The sequence below is a fragment of the Actinotalea sp. Marseille-Q4924 genome (genome assembly GCF_916618755.1).
Classification (GTDB): Bacteria; Actinomycetota; Actinomycetes; order Actinomycetales; family Cellulomonadaceae; genus Actinotalea.
The window spans coordinates 909,801-930,050 of sequence record NZ_CAKAKB010000003.1; the positions used below are offsets into that span (position 1 = coordinate 909,801).

The 20,250-nt window shown below is 74.2% G+C and carries 13 protein-coding genes; 7 read left to right on the plus strand and 6 right to left on the minus strand.

The genetic code is table 11. The features are described 5' to 3' along the window. Positions 1-5: 5 nt before the first annotated feature. From LG379_RS10900 to LG379_RS10920, 5 genes are all read left to right on the plus strand, one after another. Positions 6-1,127 carry an energy-coupling factor transporter transmembrane component T gene (locus LG379_RS10900; RefSeq protein WP_225754556.1) on the plus strand — a complete coding sequence of 374 codons (1,122 nt, stop codon included), beginning with the start codon at positions 6-8 and terminating at the stop codon, positions 1,125-1,127. After that, complete coding sequence (locus LG379_RS10905; protein WP_225754557.1) at positions 1,124-2,803, plus strand: ABC transporter ATP-binding protein; 1,680 nt, start codon at positions 1,124-1,126, stop codon at positions 2,801-2,803. Before LG379_RS10900 ends, LG379_RS10905 begins: the two co-directional genes overlap by 4 nt. Next, complete coding sequence (locus LG379_RS10910; protein ID WP_225754558.1) at positions 2,800-3,690, plus strand: ECF transporter S component; 891 nt, start codon at positions 2,800-2,802, stop codon at positions 3,688-3,690. Before LG379_RS10905 ends, LG379_RS10910 begins: the two co-directional genes overlap by 4 nt. Positions 3,691-4,086: 396 nt before the next feature. Then, positions 4,087-6,978 (plus strand): vitamin B12-dependent ribonucleotide reductase, encoded by a 2,892-nt coding sequence (locus LG379_RS10915; RefSeq protein WP_225754559.1) that lies wholly within the window; start codon positions 4,087-4,089, stop codon positions 6,976-6,978. A 395-nt stretch (positions 6,979-7,373) separates the two neighbouring features. Further along, entirely contained in the window at positions 7,374-9,353 is a 1,980-nt protein-coding gene (locus LG379_RS10920) for a D-alanyl-D-alanine carboxypeptidase family protein (protein ID WP_225754560.1), read from the plus strand. 3 nt (positions 9,354-9,356) lie between these two features. On the opposite strand, the gene LG379_RS10925 is transcribed toward LG379_RS10920, so the two are convergent. Further along, a complete protein-coding gene (locus tag LG379_RS10925) occupies positions 9,357-11,069 on the minus strand; it encodes an ABC transporter permease (protein ID WP_225754561.1) in 1,713 nt (570 codons plus the stop codon). Beyond that, entirely contained in the window at positions 11,066-12,100 is a 1,035-nt protein-coding gene (locus LG379_RS10930; RefSeq protein ID WP_225754562.1) for an ABC transporter ATP-binding protein, read from the minus strand. The genes LG379_RS10925 and LG379_RS10930 overlap by 4 nt, the downstream gene beginning before the upstream one ends. Before the next feature lie 194 nt (positions 12,101-12,294). Here LG379_RS10930 and LG379_RS10935 point away from each other — a divergent pair, with 194 nt between their 5' ends. Next, positions 12,295-13,344, plus strand: coding sequence for a Gfo/Idh/MocA family protein (locus LG379_RS10935; protein ID WP_225754563.1), 1,050 nt, complete (start codon positions 12,295-12,297; stop codon positions 13,342-13,344). A gap of 49 nt (positions 13,345-13,393) precedes the next feature. Here the strand turns inward: LG379_RS10935 and LG379_RS10940 are convergent, their stop codons facing one another. Together LG379_RS10940 and LG379_RS10945 are read right to left on the minus strand one after the other, a co-directional pair. Continuing rightward, the gene (locus tag LG379_RS10940) at positions 13,394-14,215 is read right to left on the minus strand and encodes an ABC transporter permease (RefSeq protein ID WP_225754564.1); all 822 of its coding nucleotides are present in this window, start codon (positions 14,213-14,215) and stop codon (positions 13,394-13,396) included. After that, a complete protein-coding gene (locus LG379_RS10945) occupies positions 14,212-15,174 on the minus strand; it encodes an ATP-binding cassette domain-containing protein (protein WP_225754565.1) in 963 nt (320 codons plus the stop codon). Before LG379_RS10945 ends, LG379_RS10940 begins: the two co-directional genes overlap by 4 nt. A 109-nt stretch (positions 15,175-15,283) precedes the next feature. Between LG379_RS10945 and LG379_RS10950 the strand changes: the two genes are divergently transcribed. Then, a complete protein-coding gene (locus tag LG379_RS10950; protein ID WP_225754566.1) occupies positions 15,284-15,535 on the plus strand; it encodes a hypothetical protein in 252 nt (83 codons plus the stop codon). 100 nt (positions 15,536-15,635) lie between these two features. On the opposite strand, the gene LG379_RS10955 is transcribed toward LG379_RS10950, so the two are convergent. Then, positions 15,636-18,470 (minus strand): aconitate hydratase, encoded by a 2,835-nt coding sequence (locus LG379_RS10955; protein ID WP_225754567.1) that lies wholly within the window; start codon positions 18,468-18,470, stop codon positions 15,636-15,638. Positions 18,471-18,739: 269 nt separating this feature from the next. After that, entirely contained in the window at positions 18,740-20,194 is a 1,455-nt protein-coding gene (locus tag LG379_RS10960) for an NAD-dependent succinate-semialdehyde dehydrogenase (protein ID WP_225754568.1), read from the minus strand. Between the last annotated feature and the right edge of the window lie 56 nt (positions 20,195-20,250).

Genomic DNA, 20,250 nt, shown 5'->3' on the forward strand with positions numbered 1-20,250 from the left:
CGACGATGCACCCCCTGGCGTGGTGGGCGTGGGCCCTCGGGCTCGTGGTCGCCGTCACGCGCACCACGAACCCCGTCGTCGTCGGCCTGCTCATGGCCGCCGCGACGCTCGTGGTGGTGGCGCGGCGGGAGGACGCCCCATGGGGGCGCGCCTTCCGCTGGTACCTCCTGCTGGGGGTGTGCATCGTCGTCGTCCGGGTGCTGTTCTACGTCGTCGTCGGCATCAAGACGCCCGGCGTGGTCCTGCTCGACCTGCCTCGCGTCCCGCTGCCCGAGTGGGCGGTCGCGGTGGAGCTCCTGGGGCCGGTCACCCTGACCGGGCTGCTGGTCGCCGTGTACGGGGGGCTGCGTCTCGCGGCGCTCGTCGTGTGCTTCGGCGCGGCCAACGCCCTCGCCAACCCGCGGCGGGCGCTGCGCAGCCTCCCGGCGGCCCTGCACCAGCTGAGCACCGCGGTGGTCATCGCGATGAGCGTCACGCCGCAGCTCGTGACCTCGGCCGCCCAGGTGCGCCGCGCGCAGCGTCTGCGCGGGAGCGCACCGCGGGGGCTGCGGTCGCTGCCCGCCGTCGCCCTGCCCGTCCTCACCGACGCCCTCGACCGGTCCGTGGCGCTGGCCGCGTCGATGGACTCCCGCGGCTACGCACGCGCCCTGCCCGGCACGTCGGACCGCCGCGTCGCCGCGCTGCTGCTCGGGGCGCTCGTCGCCGCGGTCCTCGGCACCTACGGACTGCTGGACGGGACGTCGCCGGCGTGGCTCGGGGTGCCGGTGCTGCTCGCCGGCGCGGCCGCCGCGGTGACCGGCGGTGCGCTGGCCGGGCGTCGCGTCCGCCGCACGCGCTACCGCCCCGACCGGTGGGACGCGCGCGCGTGGACCGTGGCGGGGTGCGGGGTCGTCGCCGGCGGGCTCCTCGTGGCCGTGACCGCCACGGACCCGGCCGCCCTCGACCCGTCGCTGAGCCCCCTCGGCTGGCCCGCCCTGCCGCCCGTCGCCCTCCTGGCCGTCCTGCTCGCCGCCGCGCCCGCGGTGCTGGCACCGGCACCGGCACGCCACGACGTCAGGCCTCCGGCTCCGTCCGGCGGCGCGCGCGTGGCCCGGGCGCCCGGCACCGGTCACGAGGTGGCCCGATGATCCGCTTCTCCGACGTCACGGTGACCTACCCCGGTGCGCGCGCTGCCGCCCTGCGCGACGTGGACCTGCACGTCGGCGAGGGCGAGCTGTGCCTCGTCGTCGGGCCCACCGGCTCGGGCAAGTCCACGCTGCTCAAGGCGGCGTGCGGCCTGGTCCCGCACTTCACCGGCGGCCTGCTCGCCGGGGCCGTGGCGGTGGCGGGGCGCGACACCCGGACCCACCCGCCCCGGGACCTCGCGGACGTGGTCGGGGTCGTCCTGCAGAACCCCGCGGACGGCTTCGTCACGGACAGCGTCGAGGAGGAGCTGGCCTACGGGATGGAGCAGCTCGGCCTGGCACCGACCGTCATGCGCAAGCGGGTCGAGGAGGTCGTGGACCTCATGGGCCTGGCGTCCCTGCGGCACCGACCCCTCGGCGACCTGTCCGGCGGGGAGCAGCAGCGCGTCGCGATCGGCGCGGTCCTGGCCGCGCACCCGCGCGTGCTGGTCCTCGACGAGCCGACGTCCGCGCTGGACCCGGCCGCGGCCGAGGAGGTGCTCTCCGCGCTGACCCGGCTCGTGCACGACCTCGGCCTGACGGTCCTGCTCGCCGAGCACCGCCTGGAGCGGGTCGTGCAGTACGCCGACCGGGTCGTGCTGCTCGGCCCCGACGGGACGGTGAGGGACGGGGAGCCGGCGCACCTGCTGCGGGACAGCCCCGTCGCCCCCCCGATCGTCGAGCTCGGTCGGCTGGCGGGGTGGTCCCCCCTGCCGCTGAGCGTGCGGGACGCCCGACGGCGCGCCGCACCCCTGCGGGACCGGCTCTCGGGGAGCCGCCACGCCCCGGCCGCCGGCCGGCACGCCGCCGCGACCGCCGCCGGCCCGGCGACTCCGGCACCGCTCCTCCTCGCCGCCGGCGTCCACGTGCGCCACGGCCGGGTGCACGCCGTGCGGGACGTCGACCTGCGCGTGCTTCCCGGCCAGACGCTCGCGCTCATGGGACGCAACGGGGCCGGGAAGTCCTCGCTGCTGTGGGCGTTGCACGGTGCCGGGCCCCGGAGCGGGGGGCGTGTGCTCGTCGGCGCCGACGGGCCGCGCGCCACCGACGGGTCGTCCACGCGGCACGCCGCCGACCCGGCGCGGCTGTCGCCCCGTGAGCTGCGCCATCGCATCGCGCTGGTCCCGCAGGACCCGCAGACGCTCCTCTACCTCCCGACGGTCGCCGCCGAGTGCGCCGCCGGTGACCGCCAGGCCGACGCCCCGGCAGGCACGACGGTCGCCCTGCTGGAGAGCCTCACCGGCCCCGTCCCGCCGGACACGCACCCCCGCGACCTCTCCGAGGGCCAGCGCCTCGGCCTCGTGCTGGCGGTGCAGCTGGCGGCGCGCCCCGCCGTGCTGCTCCTCGACGAGCCGACGCGGGGGCTGGACTACGCGGCCAAGCGACAGCTGCGCGACGCGCTCGCCGCCCACACCGCCGCCGGCGGTGCCGTCGTCCTGTCCAGCCACGACGTGGAGTTCGTCGCCGAGTGCGCGGACCGCGTCGCGGTGCTCGCCGACGGCGAGCTCGTGGCCGAGGGCTCCGCCCGCGAGGTGCTCGTGGCGTCGCCCACGTTCGCGCCGCAGGTGGCCCGCATCCTGCACCCGGCCGAGCTCCTCACCGTGCGGGACGTCGCCGCGGCGCTGGCGGCGACGGCGTGACCGGCCCCGACCGGCGCCCCGGGCGGCCGGCGGCGGCCCCGGCGACGACGCGGCGCGCCGCGCCGCCCCCGGAACGGAGGGTCCGCGCCGCCGGACCGGCCGACCCCCGCGTCGTCCCGGTCCCGGCCCGCACGGCCGCGGCCCTGGTGGCGGCCTCGGCCGCGGGCCTCCTGGCCTTCGCGTGGCCGTTGCTCGTGACCCCGGGGGCTCGCCTCGCCGACGGGACGCAGGCACCGCTCGTGCTGGCCCTCGTGGTCGTCGCCGTGCTCGCGGTCGTGCTCACGGCTCTCGCCGACGGCGGCCTGGACGCGAAGGGCGTCGCCGTCCTCGGGCTGCTCTCCGCCGTCGGGGCGGTCGTGCGGCCGTTGTCCGCCGGCACGGCCGGCGTCGAGCTCGTGTTCGTCGTCGTCGTGCTGGGCGCGCGCGTCCTGGGTCCGGGGTTCGGGTTCGCGCTGGGGTCGACGACGATCCTCACCTCCGCGCTGCTCACCGGCGGGGTCGGACCGTGGCTGCCCTTCCAGATGCTGGCGGCCTCGTGGGTCGGCCTGGGTGCGGGCCTGCTGCCGCGCGCGCTGCGCGGCCGGCTCGAGGTGCTCGTCGTCGCCGCGTACGGCGCCGTCGCGGCGCTCGCCTTCGGCCTCCTCATGAACCTGGCGTTCTGGCCGTTCCAGCTCGGTGGCGCGACCGCGCTGTCCTTCGTCGCGGGTGCGCCGGTCGCCGACAACCTGCAGCGCTTCCTGCTGTACACCGCCGCCACGTCCCTGGGGTGGGACGTGGGCCGGGCCGTCACCACGGTCGTCGGCGTCACGCTGCTGGGCCGTCCCCTGCTCGCCGCGCTGCGGCGGACGGCGGTGCGGGCGGCGTTCGCCGGCCCTCCCCCGCCCTGACGCTCCCGGCGGACACCTTGCGGGGGCACCCGGCCACACCGACACGCCGCCCGCGCGCGACACGCCGGACGAGTTTCCGGACCGTCCACCGCGTCGTGCACATGGGCCGTCGTCCGTCCACAGTCCCGACCTGCGGCGACACGCGGACCTGTGGACAACCACCACCACCTCTGGGGGTGAAAGGGAATGTCGGCACTACATCTTGTGGTTGCACCGGTGTAAGTTGCTGCTCACGCGAGGAGCTCACGCCACCGCCCACGAGGCCCGCCGTCCGGACACCACCCGCGTCCGCGGCCAGGACCCGTGGAGCAGCGACGGTCGGCACGCGGCAGCAGTCGGACAACGGATCAGCACCAGACCACGGTCGTCATACGACCTGGCTCCCGGGAGGAACACATGACAGAGACGTCGGAGAGCGCGGGCAGGTCCGCCGGGCGTGCCGCCAAGGGCCGCAAGCGGGGCCTGACCGTCGAGCGGGTCTTCACCACACCTGGTGCCCACCCCTACGACGAGGTCACCTGGGAGCGTCGGGACGTCGTCCAGACGAACTGGAGGTCGGGCGAGACGATCTTCGAGCAGAAGGGCGTCGAGTTCCCCGACTCGTGGACGATGAACGCCACGACGATCGTCACGACGAAGTACTTCCGTGGGGCTGCCGGCACGCCGCAGCGCGAGTGGAGCCTCAAGCAGCTCATCGACCGCGTCGTGCTCACCTACACGAAGGCCGGGCGCGACCACGGCTACTTCGCCACCGACGAGGACGCCACGGTCTTCGAGCACGAGCTCACGTGGATGCTCCTGCACCAGGTCTTCTCGTTCAACAGCCCCGTGTGGTTCAACGTCGGCACGCCGTCGCCGCAGCAGGTGAGCGCCTGCTTCATCCTGGCCGTCGACGACACCATGGAGTCGATCCTCAACTGGTACCGCGAGGAGGGGATGATCTTCAAGGGCGGCTCGGGCGCCGGCCTGAACCTCTCGCGCATCCGCTCCTCCAAGGAGCTGCTGTCCTCCGGCGGCACCGCGAGCGGGCCCATCTCGTTCATGCGCGGCGCCGACGCGTCGGCCGGCACCATCAAGTCCGGCGGCGCCACGCGCCGCGCGGCCAAGATGGTCGTCCTCGACGTGGACCACCCGGACATCGAGGAGTTCGTCGAGACGAAGGCGCGCGAGGAGGACAAGATCCGCGCGCTCCGCGACGCCGGCTTCGACATGGACCTCGGCGGCCGCGACATCGTCTCCGTGCAGTACCAGAACGCCAACAACTCCGTCCGCGTGAGCGACGAGTTCATGCAGGCCGTCGAGAACGGCACGTCATTCGGTCTGCGCGCCCGCGCGGACGGCTCGGTCATCGAGACGGTCGACGCCAAGCGCCTCTTCCGCAAGATCGCCGAGGCGGCCTGGGAGTGCGCGGACCCCGGTCTGCAGTACGACGGGACGATCAACGACTGGCACACGAGCCCGGAGTCGGGGCGCATCAACGCCTCCAACCCCTGCTCGGAGTACATGCACCTCGACAACTCCTCCTGCAACCTCGCGTCCCTGAACCTCCTGAAGTTCCTGCGCGAGGACGACACGTTCGACGTCGAGCGGTTCGAGAAGGCCGTCGAGCTCGTCATCACGGCGATGGACATCTCGATCTGCTTCGCCGACTTCCCGACGCAGGCGATCGGGGAGACGACGCGGGCGTTCCGCCAGCTCGGCATCGGCTACGCGAACCTCGGCGCCCTCCTCATGGCGACCGGGCACGGGTACGACTCCGACGGCGGCCGCGCGCTCGCCGCGTCGATCACCTCGCTCATGACGGGCACCGCCTACAAGCGGTCGGCCGAGCTCGCGGGCATCGTCGGGCCCTACGACGGCTACGCCCGCAACGCCGAGGCGCACCAGCGCGTCATGCGCAAGCACGCCGCGGCCAACGACGACGTCCGCGCCCTGCACAGCATGGACGCCGGCATCCACGCCGCGGCCACGCGCGTGTGGGCGGAGGGCAACCGCATCGGCACGACGAACGGCTGGCGCAACGCCCAGGCGTCCGTCCTGGCCCCCACGGGAACCATCGGCTTCATGATGGACTGCGACACGACGGGCGTGGAGCCGGACTTCTCGCTGGTGAAGTTCAAGAAGCTCGTCGGTGGTGGCTCGATGCAGATCGTCAACCAGACGATCCCGCGCGCGCTGCGTCGCATGGGCTACACCGAGGAGACCGTCGAGGCGATCGTCGAGTACATCGCCGAGCACGGGCACGTCGTCGACGCGCCCGGCCTCAAGCCCGAGCACTACGAGGTGTTCGACTGCGCGATGGGTGAGCGGGCGATCTCGCCCATGGGCCACGTCCGCATGATGGCCGCCGTGCAGCCCTTCATCTCCGGCGCCATCTCCAAGACGGTCAACCTGCCGGAGACGGCCACCGTCGACGAGATCGAGGAGATCCACTTCCAGGCCTGGAAGATGGGCATCAAGGCGCTCGCCATCTACCGCGACAACTGCAAGGTCGGCCAGCCGCTGTCCGACGCCAAGGCCAAGAAGGCCGACGCGCCGGTCCAGCAGGCCCCGGCGGTCGAGAGCGCGGCACCGGCGCGGGCGACGCGCAAGCGCCTCCCCCGCCAGCGGACGTCCGTCACCACCTCCTTCACGGTGGGCGGGGCCGACGGGTACCTCACCGCCGGTTCCTACCCCGGCGACGGCCTCGGTGAGCTCTTCCTCAAGCTCGGCAAGCAGGGCTCCACGCTGGCGGGCGTCATGGACGCGTTCTCCATCGCGGTGTCCGTGGCGCTGCAGTACGGCGTGCCGCTCGAGACCTACGTCCAGAAGTTCACCAACATGCGGTTCGAGCCGGCCGGCATGACGGACGACCCGGACGTCCGCATGGCGCAGTCGATCATCGACTACGTCTTCCGCCGTCTGGCGCTGGACTACCTGCCGTTCGAGACGCGGTCGTCCCTGGGCATCCACACCACCCAGGAGCGGGCGCGCCAGCTCGAGACCGGCGTGTACGAGCCGGTCGAGGGTGACGACGAGCTGGGCGACGCCCAGCTCGCTCCGACGCCGCAGGCCGCCCCCGCACCGGCGGCTCCGGTGACGCCTGCCGTCGCCTCGGACCCGGCGGTGGCCGCCGCCCCGGCGGCGCGACCGGCGGACGCCTCGGTGCACTCGTCGGCGGAGCTCTTCGAGCTCCAGCAGGGCCGCACGGCCGACGCGCCGCTGTGCATGAACTGCGGGATCAAGATGCGCCCCGCCGGCTCGTGCTACGTCTGCGAGGGCTGCGGCAGCACCAGCGGCTGCAGCTGAGCCGCCCGCCGGCGGTGCCGGCGAGCGCAGGAGGAAGGCCCGAGGGGCCCCGGTCGACGACCGGGGCCCCTCGGCGCGTGCGCCCGTCGGTGTCCTGTGGACATCTCGGGGGCGGCCGCGGCTCAGGTCACGAAAGGGTCACTTCTTGCCCTGACCAGCGATGACAGCGCCGTGACAAACGGCTCGCAGTGGCGCGCGCCACACCGCGCACCGGCTGAACCACTGCTGACACACCGCTGGCGCGCTTGATGTGTGGGAGTTGTGGATGCGGCTCACAGTTCCGTTCAGGTTCGGGTGAGGGTGACCGACAGGTAGACGAGGGCACCCCAGGTCGACCGCCCCGGTCCGGTCCCCCACCGGTCCGCCCCCGCCCGGACGACGCAAGGACACGACGTATGACCCAGCAGGACGGAGCGCTGCTCACGCGGCGCGCCCTCCGGATGCAGGCCGCCGACGCCGCGGTCCCCGAGCAGACGACGCTCACGCACCGGACCACCGACCCCGCGGCGACGGCTCCCCGCCCGACCCTCAGCCGCCGCGACCTCCGCCTCGCCGCCACCACGGCTCTGCGGACCGACGCGGTCGGCCCCTCGGTCTCTCTCGCGCCCCCCGCGGATGTCGCCACCACGCCGAGCGTGGCGGCCCGCCGCGCCGCGAGCGACGACGCCGGTGCCGTCACCGCGCAGGGCGTGGCGACGCGCCGTCCGTCGGACGACACGGTGGACGCCCCCGCTGCGTCGCTCACCCCGGCCCCCGCCGGCACCCCGCTGACACGCCGGGAGATCCGTCTTCGTGAGCGCGACCGCGCGCTGGAGGCGGAGCAGCCTGCCGGGCCCGACGCGGCCGAGGTGGCCGCCGCCTGCCGTCCCCCGTTCACCGCCTCCCTCGTCCTGGCGGTGGGCACGACCGACGGTGACGCCGGACCGCGGACCGCGCCGGCCGGCGCCGTAACCGCACCGACCGCACCGACCGCACCGACCGCACCGACCGCATCGACGGTGGACCGCCGCACCAGCTCGGCGTCCCGGCACCCGGCGCCGCCCGCCCAGCGCCCCGCAGGCCGACCGGCCCGCTCCACCGACACGCGCCGGCTCCTCGCGCACGTCGGCCGGCGCCCGGTCGCCGTCGTGGCCCTCTCGGCCGGCCTGCTCACCGCGGGCGTCACCCAGGTCCACGCCGAGCAGGGCGTCGTCGCCCAGGCGCAGGCCGCCCTGGAGCGCGCCGCCGTCGTCGCGGAGGTCGAGCGGCAGCAGCGCGTGGAGAGCGCGACGAGCGACCGCCTCACGGCGCAGGCCGCCACGTACGCCGCGGCGCAGCGCACGCAGGCGCTCACCGCCGCCGAGCAGGTCGTCGCCGCCGCGCACGGCGCCAAGGAGGTCGCCGCCCCGGTCGTGGAGGCCGAGAAGGTCGCCGCGCTGGAGGCCGCTGCCGCTGAGCTCGCCGCGATGGTCGAGGCCGCGCCGGTGCCGGCCCTCGAGGGCCTCGCCGCGCGGTCGCCGGAGGCCACGGATGCTGCGGCCGAGGGGGCGGACCCCGCGGCCGACGCCGCTGCCGACGCGCGGACCGACCAGACGTCGCGCTCCGTCGCGCCCGAGGGACGCCCTCCGTTGCCCGAGCAGGCCGACGCCGCCGCACCGGAGGCCGTCCCGGCTCCCGAGGCGGCCCCGGCCGCCGAGACTCCCGTCGGCGACGCCGCGGCGCCCGCCGCCGAGGCCGCGCCGACGGACGCAGCCCCCGCCGACCTCGCCGAGGCGCTGCCCGACCTCGACATCGAGGTCACCCGGCGCATCCGCGAGCAGGCCGAGCAGGTCGCCGCGCTGACCGCCGAGGTCCAGGGTCTCGCGGACACGAGGATCGCCGAGGCAGCCGCCGCGGCCGCCGCGGCCGAGGCCCAGCGGCTCGCGGCGGAGGCGGCCGCACAGGCCGCCGCCGCGGAGCTCGCCCGGAAGGTCGCGATCGCCGAGGACTCGCCCAACGGTGACATCCCGACGAGCGTCCTGTGCGGCGTCGACTTCTCCGCCGGCGTCCTCCTGCGGTGCGACGCCGCCGCGGCGCTGGAGGACCTCAACGCCGCCTACCGCGCGGAGTTCGGTCGCGACCTGGACGTGGTGAGCTCCTACCGCAGCTACTCGGCGCAGGTGGCCGTGAAGCGCACCCGCGGGGGCCTCGCGGCGCAGCCGGGCACGTCGAACCACGGCCGCGCCGTCGCCGTGGACTTCAGCGGATTCGGCGGCCTGGGCAACTTCAGCACCGCCAACTACCGCTGGATGCGCGCCAACGCCGAGGACTTCGGGTGGTTCCACCCGCGGATCATGCAGCCGGGGGGCGGCGGACCGCAGGAGCCGTGGCACTGGGAGTTCGGCGCCGACGACTGACGCTCAGCATTCCCGGAGGTCCCACCGGAACAGGCGGGCGGCCAGGACGCCGGCGACGACGCCCCACAGCAGCAGCACGGCCAGGTGGCCCCAGCCGACGGCGGGCTGCGGCGCCCAGGCCAGCTCGAGCGCGTCCTGCAGGTGCTTGAGCGGGAAGATCGCTCCGACGTCGCCCATCCACGCCGGGCCGCCGACGATGAACACGTCGGAGAAGAAGGCGAGCGGCAGCAGGACGACGAGCGCGACCGCGCCGACGGCCTTGGCCCCGGGGACGACCGCGGCCAGGAGGAAGCCGCACGCTCCCAGCACGAGCGTGCCGAGCAGGACCACGCCGGTCCCGATCAGCAGCCCGCCGGCCGAGGGTCGCAGGTCGTACGCCGCGGCACCGAGGACGAGCACCAGCGCCTCCACGAGCAGGACGACGCCGAGCGTGGCCACGGTCCGGCCGGCGAGGTGGTGCCACGGCTCGAGCGGCGCGGCGCGGAGCCGGGCCAGCACACCGGCGTCGCGCGCGACCGCGACCGCCTCGGGCAGGTTCATGAACGCCGCGACCGCGGCGCCCCACGCCACCATGCTGGCCGCCATGACCACGGTCGTGGGGAGCCCGCCGGGACCGTCCTGGCCGCCCGAGAGGGCGACGACGAACGCGTAGAGGCCGACGGGCATGACGACGGCGAAGAAGAGGGCGCCCGGGTCGCGCCACGTCGCGCGGGCGCCCGCAGCGGCCTGGTCCAGCACGAGGCGCGCACGGCGGGGGCGTCCGGGCGTGAGCACGTCGGCGACCACCGTGCTCCGCGGGCTGCGGGCGACCGGGTCGCGGCGGGTCGCCGCGGCGGACGGCACGGGGACGCGAGGACGGCGATCCGCCGTGCCCCGGTTGGTGCTGCGCCGCGTCCCAGCGCGACGGCCGGGCTCGTGCCTGAGCCCGGCCACGGCGGCCACCACGGCCAGGGCCGTCCAACCGACGACCACGGCGACGCCCGCCACGTCCCACCCGAGCTCGGGGTGGTAGGGGTTCATCTGGTCCTGCAACGCCGCCGTGAAGGGCTTGAGCGGCAGGAGGTCACCGAGCGTCTCGAGCCAGCCCGGCCAGGATCCCCCGAAGGTGAACAGGCCCGAGACGAACGTCAGCGCCACGGCGCTGCCGATGGAGGCGGCCTGCGCCGTCGCGACCGTCGGCGCCCACGCGGCGACGGCCATGCCCACCGCGGCGAAGCAGGCCATCCCGAGGACGAGCGTGAGCGCCGTCGCTGCGATGGTGGAGCCGACGACCTGCACGTCGTAGAGGACGACGCCGACGGCGAGCATGACGGCGACCGACACGACCGCGAAGACGACCGCCGCGCCGACCCGTGCCGCCAGGTACGCGGCCGGCGGCAGCGGGGTGGACCTCCAGCGGTGCAGGACCCGGGTGTGGCGGGCCTCCGCCACCGAGATCGCCACGGTCGGGAAGGACGCGTAGAGGACCCCCATCGCGGCGGCGGACGGCGTCACGAACTGCATGACGCGCACGCCGCCACCCTCGAGCACCGCGTTGCCCGCCAGGAAGCCCATGACGACGAGCCAGACCAGCGGGACGACGACGATGAACAGAGCGACGACCTTCTGCCGCCAGAGGTCGACCACCGCGTGGCGGAGGTGGTCGCCGACCATCCGGCGCACCGGGACGGGCCCGCCCCGGCTGACGGGCCGGTCCAGGGCCACGGCGGAGCTCACCGTGACCTCCGGGCACCGATGCGTGCGCGGACCCCCCGACGTGCCTCGTGCGGCCCGTCGGCGCCGTCGGCAGGGTGCGCCGGCCCGGCCGGCTCGGCCGGCGGGACCTCGGGCGCGCCCTCGAGCGGCTCGGCGCCGGCGGCGCCCACGAGTCCCAGGTACACGTCCTCGAGGGTCGGCCGGCGCACCGCCAGGGCGGGGATCTCCAGGCCGCGCTCGGCCGCCCAGCCGGTCAGCGCGTGCAGGGCCGACGTCGGGCGCATCGTCGTGAGCTGCCAGTCCAGCCCGTCCGGGACCAGCACACCGTCCAGCGCGGGCAGGGACGTGAGGTCCGCGGCCTCCGGCAGGCGGAAGCTGACGACGGCGTCCTGCCGTCGCGCGCCGAGCTCCGCCGGGCTGCCCAGGGCGACCAGGCGACCCCGCACGACGACGGCGACGCGGTCCGCCAGGTGCTCGGCCTCGTCCAGGTAGTGGGTGGTGAGCAGGACCGTCGTCCCCTGCTCCCGCAGGCCTTCCACGAGCTCCCAGGCGCGACGCCGGGCGGTGGGGTCGAAGCCGGTCGTCGGCTCGTCGAGGAACAGCAGCTCCGGGGCTCCGACCAGCCCCAGGGCCAGGTCCAGGCGTCGGCGCTGGCCGCCGCTGAGGGTCCGGACCCGCGCGTCGCGCTTGTCCGTCAGGCCCACCTGCTCCACGACGGCGTCGGTCGTGAGCCGTCGCGGGTACATGCGGCCGTGCAGCTCCACGAGCTCGGCGACGGTGAACTCCTCCTCGAACCCCGCCTCCTGGAGCACGACGCCCGTGCGCTCGCGCATGTCCCGCGCGCCGTCGGCCGGGTCGTGCCCGAGGACGCGCACCGTGCCGGAGCTCCGCCGGCGCGCGCCCTCGAGGATCTCCACGGTGGTCGTCTTCCCGGCACCGTTCGGGCCGAGGAGGGCGAACACCTCCCCCGCCTCCAGCGAGAAGGACACGTCGTCGACCGCCGTGAGCTCCTCGTAGCGCTTCGTCAGGTGCTCGACCTCGACGACGGACATGTCGACCCCCTCGCGCAGACCGACCGTCCGCACCGGGCGGCCTGGCGGCCCGGGGCCTCGGCGCAGCTCCACACCCGTGCGCCAGGCCGTACCGGGTCCGTCCCTTCGGACGCTAGGCAGCACCACGGGGTGCCGCGAGGGACGTACGGCCCGGACTCCTGCGGAGGAGGCGGCACGAGGTGCACAGTGTCGCCATGGCCATCGACTTCCGACCTCCCGTCGCGCCGCGCGTCCCGGCGACCGTCCCTTCCCTGCGGGTCGCCGTCGTCGGCACGGGCGGGTGGGGCGAGCAGCACGCCCGGGTCTTCGCCGACCGGACCGACACCGTGCTGTGCGCCGTCGTGGGCCGCGACGCGGGGCGCACGCGGGCACGGGCCGACGCCTACGGCACGACGCCGTACACGGACCTGGACACGATGCTCGAGGCGGAGCGCCCCGACCTGGTGACCGTGTGCCTGCCCAACGAGGAGCACTTCGGTCCCACGCTGCAGCTCGTCCGGCACGGTGTGCCGCTCCTCGTCGAGAAACCGCTCGTCTTCGACCTCGGCCAGGCGGACACCCTGCTGGCCGAGGCGGACCGCAGCGGGGCGTTCTTCGCGATCGACCTCAACCACCGCTACGCGGAACCGGTGCTGCGCGCCAAGCGCCTCCTCGACGCGGGCGACCTGGGCGACGTCGTGTTCGCCACCTGGCGGTTCGGGGGCGAACCGAACTTCGGCACGTCGCCCCACGCGAACCTCGTGGAGACCCAGGTGCACGGCTTCGACATGCTGGAGCACCTGTGCGGCCCCGTCGTGTCCGTCATGGCCCAGACGTACGACGGCGCCCGCGCCGGGGTGTTCACCACGATCGCGGTCGCCCTGGAGCTCGCGTCCGGCGCCGTCGGGACGTTCCTGGGCACGTACGACTCGTCCTACGCCTACCCGGACGCGCAGCGCGTGGAGATCAACGGCACGGCGGGCCGGCTCGTCATCGAGGACACGGTCCGCCGCCTCGTGCTCTCCCGCCCCGGCGACGAGACCGCCCAGGTGTGGCAGGCCGGCTACTTCGACGACGAGGCGCGCAGCTTCCACAACACCTTCGACCGGCACGTCGACGCCGTGCTCGCCGCCCTGCGCGCGGGCGAGGAGCCCCCGGTCCACGCACGGGCCGGACGGCGCGCGCTCGAGCTCGCCCACGCCGTGGTGCGCTCCGCGGAGCAGGGCGTCCGGGTCCGGACCGAGCCGCGGGAGCCCGTCGGCTGACGGACCGCTCAGCCGGGCATCTCGCCACGGCGGCGACCCGGGCGCACGATCAGCGCGCCGCCGCGCGCTGGTACTGGCGCACGGTCAGGGGGACGAACACCACCAGCAGCGCGATGCCCCACAGCAGCGTGTAGAGCACGGGGTTCTGCAACGGCCACGTCGTGGGGTCCGGCGTGCCCGGCAGCACGTTGCCGAACAGCTCCCGCGCCGCCTGGGTGACGCTCGACACCGGGTTCCACTCGGCGAACGTGCGCAGGACGCCGGGCAGGTTCTGCGACGGCACGAAGGTGTTCGCGATGAAGGTCAGGGGGAAGATGACGATGAACACCGCGTTGTTGAACACCTCGGGTGTCCGCACGAGCAGCCCGACGTACGCCATGAGCCAGCTGATGCAGTACGCGAAGAACAGCAGGAGCACGTAGCCGAGCAGCGCCTCCCCGAGGGAGGAGTTGATGCGCCAGCCGACCACGAGCCCCGTCAGCGACATGATCACGACCGTGAGGACGTTGTTGACGACGTCGGCCCCGGTCCGCCCGACGAGCACCGCGGACGGCGCCATGGGCAGCGAGCGGAACCGGTCGATGATCCCCTTCTTGAGGTCCTGCGCCATGCCGGAGCCGGTGATCGTGGCCCCGAAGATGACGGTCTGCGCGAAGATCCCGGCGATGAGGAACTCGCGGTAGAGCGCCGGGTCGAGCTCCGAGGCGCCCGGGAGGGCGATCGAGCCGCCGAACACGTAGGCGAACAGCAGCACGAACATGATCGGCGAGATGATCGAGCCGACGAGCAGGTCCGGGACCCGCTTGATCGTGATGAGGTTGCGGCGCGTGACGGTCCAGCCGTCGGAGAGCGCCTGGACGAGCGGGCTCATGCGCCGGCCTCCTGCGGTGCGGACTCGGCCTCGTGGCCGGTCAGGGTGAGGAACACGTCGTCGAGGGTCGGCCGGCGGATCCCGGCGTCGAGGACCTCCACCCCGGCGTCGCCGAGGGCGCGCAGCACGGCCACGAGGGCACCCGTCCCTCCGGTGACCGGCGCGGTCAGCGTGCGGGTGTGCTCCTCGACGGCGATCTCGCCGGAGACGAGCGGGGACAGCACCGCGCGGGCCGCGGGCACCTCGTCGGTGCGGCTCACGGTCACGGCCACCCGCTCCCCACCGACCTGCGACTTGAGCTCGTCGGCCGTCCCCTGCGCGATGACCTTCCCGTGGTCGATGACCGCGATCCGGTCGGCGAGCTGGTCCGCCTCCTCGAGGTACTGCGTCGTGAGGAGCAGCGTCGTGCCCGACCGGACGAGCTGGCCGATCACGTCCCACATCCCGAGCCGGCTGCGTGGGTCCAGGCCGGTGGTGGGCTCGTCCAGGAACAGGACCTCCGGCTCGGCGACGAGGGCACCGGCGAGGTCGAGCCGTCGCCGCATGCCGCCGGAGTAGCCGCGGACGGGCCGTCGGGCGGCGTCCGTGAGGCCGAAGCGCTCGAGCAGCTCGTCCGCGCGGGTCCGGGCGCGCCGGGCGCCGAGGTGGTAGAGCCGCCCCACCATCTCGAGGTTCTCGAACCCCGTGAGGTTCTCGTCGACGGCGGCGTACTGCCCGGACACACCGATGCGTCGCCGGAGCTCCCGCGCGTCGCGCACGACGTCGAGGCCCAGCACCGTGGCGCCGCCCTCGTCCGGCCGGAGGAGCGTCGTGAGGATCCGCACCGTCGTGGTCTTGCCGGCGCCGTTGGGACCCAGCAGCCCGAGCACCGTCCCGCGCTCGACGGTCAGGTCGATGCCGTCGACGGCGTGCACGGCGCCGTACCGCTTGCGGAGGCCCTGGGCCATGATCGTGGACACGCGCGCCAGTCTGACGGTGACCACCGACACGGTCCAAGGGTTTCGGCCCTCGGCGGACAGGCGCCGGTGGCGGTCCCGGGGCGCCGTGGGGCCGGTGCGACCATGGGGGATGACGACGGGACCGACGGACTGGGTCAGCGGCGAGCGGGTCTTCGCCCCGCCGAGCGGGACGGTGGACACCGACTGGCTCGTCCCCGCCGTCCTCGAGGCCGCCCCGGACGCCGCCCCCGACGCCGCCCGTGCGGCGCTCGCCCGGGCATGGGCCGACCACCGTGCCGGCGTCCGGGGCGGATCCACGGCGACCGTCGACGTCGTCGCACGGGACGTGGTCGCGGCCGCGGCCCGTCAGTTCCGGGCCTGACGCCCGGCCCGGCCCGGTCGCCCCGGAGCGCACCCCCGGCACCGAGCGCACCGGGCACGACGACGGCGGCGGCCCGAGGGACCGCCGCCGTCGTGGGACCTCAGGACGCGACGAGCGACCGGAGCACGTACTGCAGGATGCCGCCGTTGCGGTAGTAGTCCGCCTCGCCGGGGGTGTCGATCCGGACGACCGCGTCGAACTCGACGGTGCCGCCGTCGGCCTTCTCGGCCCGCACCGCCACGGTGCGCGGCGTCGTCCCCTCGTTGAGGGCGGTGACGCCGCTGATCTCGAACGTCTCGGTGCCGTCGAGGCCGAGGGAGTCGGCGTTCTCGCCCTCGGGGAACTGGAGCGGCAGGACGCCCATCCCGATGAGGTTGGACCGGTGGATGCGCTCGAAGCTCTCCGCGACCACGGCGCGCACGCCGAGCAGGCGCGTGCCCTTCGCCGCCCAGTCGCGCGACGAGCCCGAGCCGTACTCCTTGCCGCCGAGGACGACGAGCGGGACACCGGCCTCCGCGTACGCGACCGCCGCGTCGTAGATCGACGTCTGCTCGCCCGTGAGGTGGTTGACCGTGATGCCGCCCTCGACGCCGGGCACGAGCTGGTTGCGCAGCCGGATGTTGGCGAACGTGCCGCGGATCATGACCTCGTGGTTCCCGCGGCGGGAGCCGTAGGAGTTGAAGTCGCGACGCTCGACACCGTGCTCGGCGAGGTAGCGCCCCGCCGGGCTGTCGGCCTTGATGGAGCCGGCCGGGCTGATGTGGTCCGTCGTGACCGAGTCGCCGAGCCTGGCCAGCACCCGTGCGCCGGCGATGTCCGTCACCGGGTCCGGCGTCATGCCCATGCCGTCGAAGTACGGGGGCTTGCGCACGTAGGTGGAGTCCGCGTCCCAGGCGAAGATGTCGCCGGACGGCGTCGGCAGCGTCGTCCAGCGCTCGTCACCGGCGAACACGTCCGCGTAGTCCTTGGTGAACATCGCCGAGTCGATCGAGGAGTCGATCGTCGACTGGACCTCCTGCGCGGACGGCCACAGGTCCCGCAGGAAGACCGGCGCACCGGACTCGTCGTGGCCGAGCGGCTCGTTCTCGAAGTCGAAGTCCATCGTCCCCGCGAGGGCGTACGCGATGACGAGCGGCGGCGACGCGAGGTAGTTCATCTTCACGTCGGGGTTGATGCGGCCCTCGAAGTTGCGGTTGCCCGAGAGCACCGAGACGACGGCGAGGTCGTGGTCGTTGACGACCGCCGACACCTCCTCGGGCAGCGGGCCGGAGTTGCCGATGCACGTCGCGCAGCCGTACCCGACGAGGTGGAAGCCGAGCTTCTCCAGGTACGGCCACAGGCCGGCCTTCTCGTAGTAGTCCGTCACGACCTTGGACCCCGGGGCCATGGACGTCTTCACCCAGGGCTTGGCCGTGAGGCCACGGGCCACCGCGTTCTTCGCGAGGAGCGCGGCCGCGAGCATCACCGACGGGTTCGACGTGTTCGTGCACGAGGTGATCGAGGCGATGACGACGGAGCCGTGGTCCAGCTCCGTCTGCGTGCCGTCCGTGAGCGTCACCGGGACGCGCTTGTGGGGACGGCGGGCCGCGTCGGCGTGCCCGGGGGTCGCCGGTGCGTCGGAGTCGTCCTCGTGCTCGCCGGCCGCGATCGGGTCGGAGGCGGGGAACGTCTCCTCGACCGACTCGTCCAGCCCGTGCCGCGCCGCGCGGACGACGGCGGCCGTCTCGTCGTCGACGTAGTCGAGGATCGACGACGCGAACGCCTCCTTGGCGTCCGTGAGCTCGATCCGGTCCTGGGGCCGCTTCGGACCGGCGATCGAGGGCACCACGGTCGACAGGTCGAGCTCGAGGTACTCGGAGAAGGTCGGCTCGACGTAGGCCGACGACGTCGGGTCGTGCCAGAGGCCCTGCTCCTTGGCGTAGGCCTCGACGAGCGCGACCTGGTCCGCGGGGCGGCCCGTGAGCCGCAGGTAGTCGAGCGTCACGTCGTCGACGGGGAAGATCGCGCAGGTCGAGCCGAACTCCGGGCTCATGTTCCCGATCGTCGCGCGGTTGGCCAGGGGGACCTCCGCGACGCCAGCCCCGTAGAACTCGACGAACTTCCCGACGACGCCGTGGCGGCGCAGCTGCTCGGTGATCGTGAGCACGACGTCGGTGGCGGTGACGCCGGCCGGGATCGACCCCGTCAGCTTGAAGCCCACGACGCGCGGGATGAGCATCGACACGGGCTGGCCGAGCATCGCCGCCTCCGCCTCGATGCCGCCCACGCCCCAGCCGAGCACACCGAGGCCGTTGACCATCGTCGTGTGCGAGTCGGTGCCGACGCACGTGTCGGGGTACGCCCGCAGGACACCCTCGACCTCACGCGTCATGACGCCCCGCGCGAGGTACTCCAGGTTGACCTGGTGCACGATGCCGGTCCCGGGCGGCACGACCTTGAAGTCGTCGAAGGCCGTCTGGCCCCACCGCAGGAACTGGTAGCGCTCCCGGTTCCGCTGGTACTCGAGCTCGACGTTGCGCTCGAACGCGTCGTGGCGGCCGGCGACGTCGATCTGGACGGAGTGGTCGATGACCAGCTCCGCGGGTGCCAGCGGGTTGATGCGCGCCGGGTCCCCGCCGAGCTCGGCGACCGCCTCGCGCATCGTGGCCAGGTCGACCACGCACGGCACACCGGTGAAGTCCTGCATGATCACGCGCGCCGGCGTGAACTGGATCTCGATGCTCGGCTCGGCCGTCGGGTCCCACTCGGCGAAGGCCCGCACGTGGTCGGCGGTGACGTTCGCGCCGTCCTCGGTGCGGAGCAGGTTCTCGGCCAGCACCTTGAGGCTGTAGGGCAGGCGCTCCAGCCCCGGGACGGCGGAGAGCCGGTAGATCTCGTACGAGGCGTCCCCCACCTCGAGGTGGCCCTGGGACCGGAACGTGTCGACGCTGCTCACGGTGACTCCTCACGTGTCGTGCACGGTCGTGTGCACGAGAGCTCGTGCACGGTTCGTCTGCGGGGTGCCAGGGCGGCGCCGCACGGGGCGGTCGGCCCGGGCGCCGTCGTCGTCCGCGGTGCGTCCGCGGGGCTGCCGACGCCCCCACGCCGGGACACCCGAAGATATCTCGACGTCAAGATACATCGTAGCGGAACGGCCCTGCGGACCGCTCCCCGGGCCCACGCGCGTGTCCGCCGGCGTGGCCCGGGCTCAGGGCTGCGACCGCTTCACCACTGGACGGCGACGTACTTGGACTCGGTGTACTCCAGCATGCCCTCGTGCCCGCCCTCGCGCCCCAGGCCGGACTGCTTCACGCCGCCGAACGGCGCGGCGGGGTCGGAGACGACGCCGCGGTTCAGGCCGACCATGCCGGACTCCAGCGCCTCGCTCATGCGCAGCCCGCGCGCGAGGTCCCGCGTGAAGACGTACGACACGAGTCCGTACTCCGTGCGGTTCGCCAGCTCGACCGCCTCCTCGTCGGTGTCGAAGACGACCACGGGCGCCACCGGCCCGAAGATCTCCTCCGAGAGGATCCGGGAGTCGGGCGCCACCCCCGACAGCACGGTGGGCGCGTAGAAGTAGCCCTCGCGGTCGGGCCGGGAGCCGCCGGTCGCCACGTGGGCGCCCTGCGCCACCGCGTCCTCGACCAGCTCCGCGACCTTGTCCAGCGACGACTGGTTGACGAGCGGTCCGACGGCGACGTCCTCCAGCCCGGGGCCGACGGTCAGCGCGCCCATCTGCTCGGCGAGCCGCCGCGTGAACTCCTCGGCGACGGGCCGTTGCACGTACATCCGGTTCGCCGCGGTGCACGCCTCGCCGCCGTTGCGCATCTTGGCGAGCAGGGCGCCCTCCACGGCCACGTCGAGGTCCGCGTCGTCGAGCACGACGAGCGGCGCGTTGCCGCCGAGCTCCATGGAGCAGGAGATGACCCGGTCGGCCGCCAGCTTGAGCAGTCCGCGTCCGACCTCCGTGGACCCCGTGAAGGAGAGCTTGCGCACCCGCGGGTCCGTGAGCACCGTCTCGGCGACGGCACCCGAGCGCCGCGACGGCAGGACATTCACCACGCCGTCGGGCACGCCGGCCTCCGCGAGGATCGCGGCGACGGCCAGCGCGCTGAGCGGGGTCTCCGACGCCGGCTTGAGGATCACGGTGCAGCCGGCGGCGAGGGCCGGACCGATCTTGCGCGTCGCCATGGCCGCGGGGAAGTTCCACGGCGTGATGAGCAGGGCGATCCCGATAGGCTGACGGATGACCATGATCTGGTTCGCGCCCGACGGCGCCGTCCGCACCTCCCCGGTCAGGCGCACCGCCTCCTCCGCGAACCAGCGGAAGAACTCCGCCGCGTAGCGGATCTCCCCGAGCGCGTCCCGCCGGGCCTTGCCGTTCTCGCGCACCATGAGCTCGGCGAGGACGTCCTCCCGCTCGATCATCAGCTCGAAGGCGCGACGGAGGATCTCACCGCGCTGTCGCGGCGGGGTGGCTGCCCAGCCGGTCGCCGCCTTCTCGGCGGCGTCCACGCACGCCCGGGCGTCGGCGACCGTGCCGTTCGCCACCTGGGCGATCGTGCGGGTGGTGGCCGGGTCGATGACGTCGAAGCGTCCACCGTCCTCGGCGTCCCGCCACCGCCCCCCGATGAAGAGGTCGGTCGGGACCGTCAGACCTGCGACCAGGTCGTCGAGCATGGGAGTCCTCCTGTCGGTCGCGGCCTCGTCGCCGCGTGAGAGCAGTATGGGAGGCG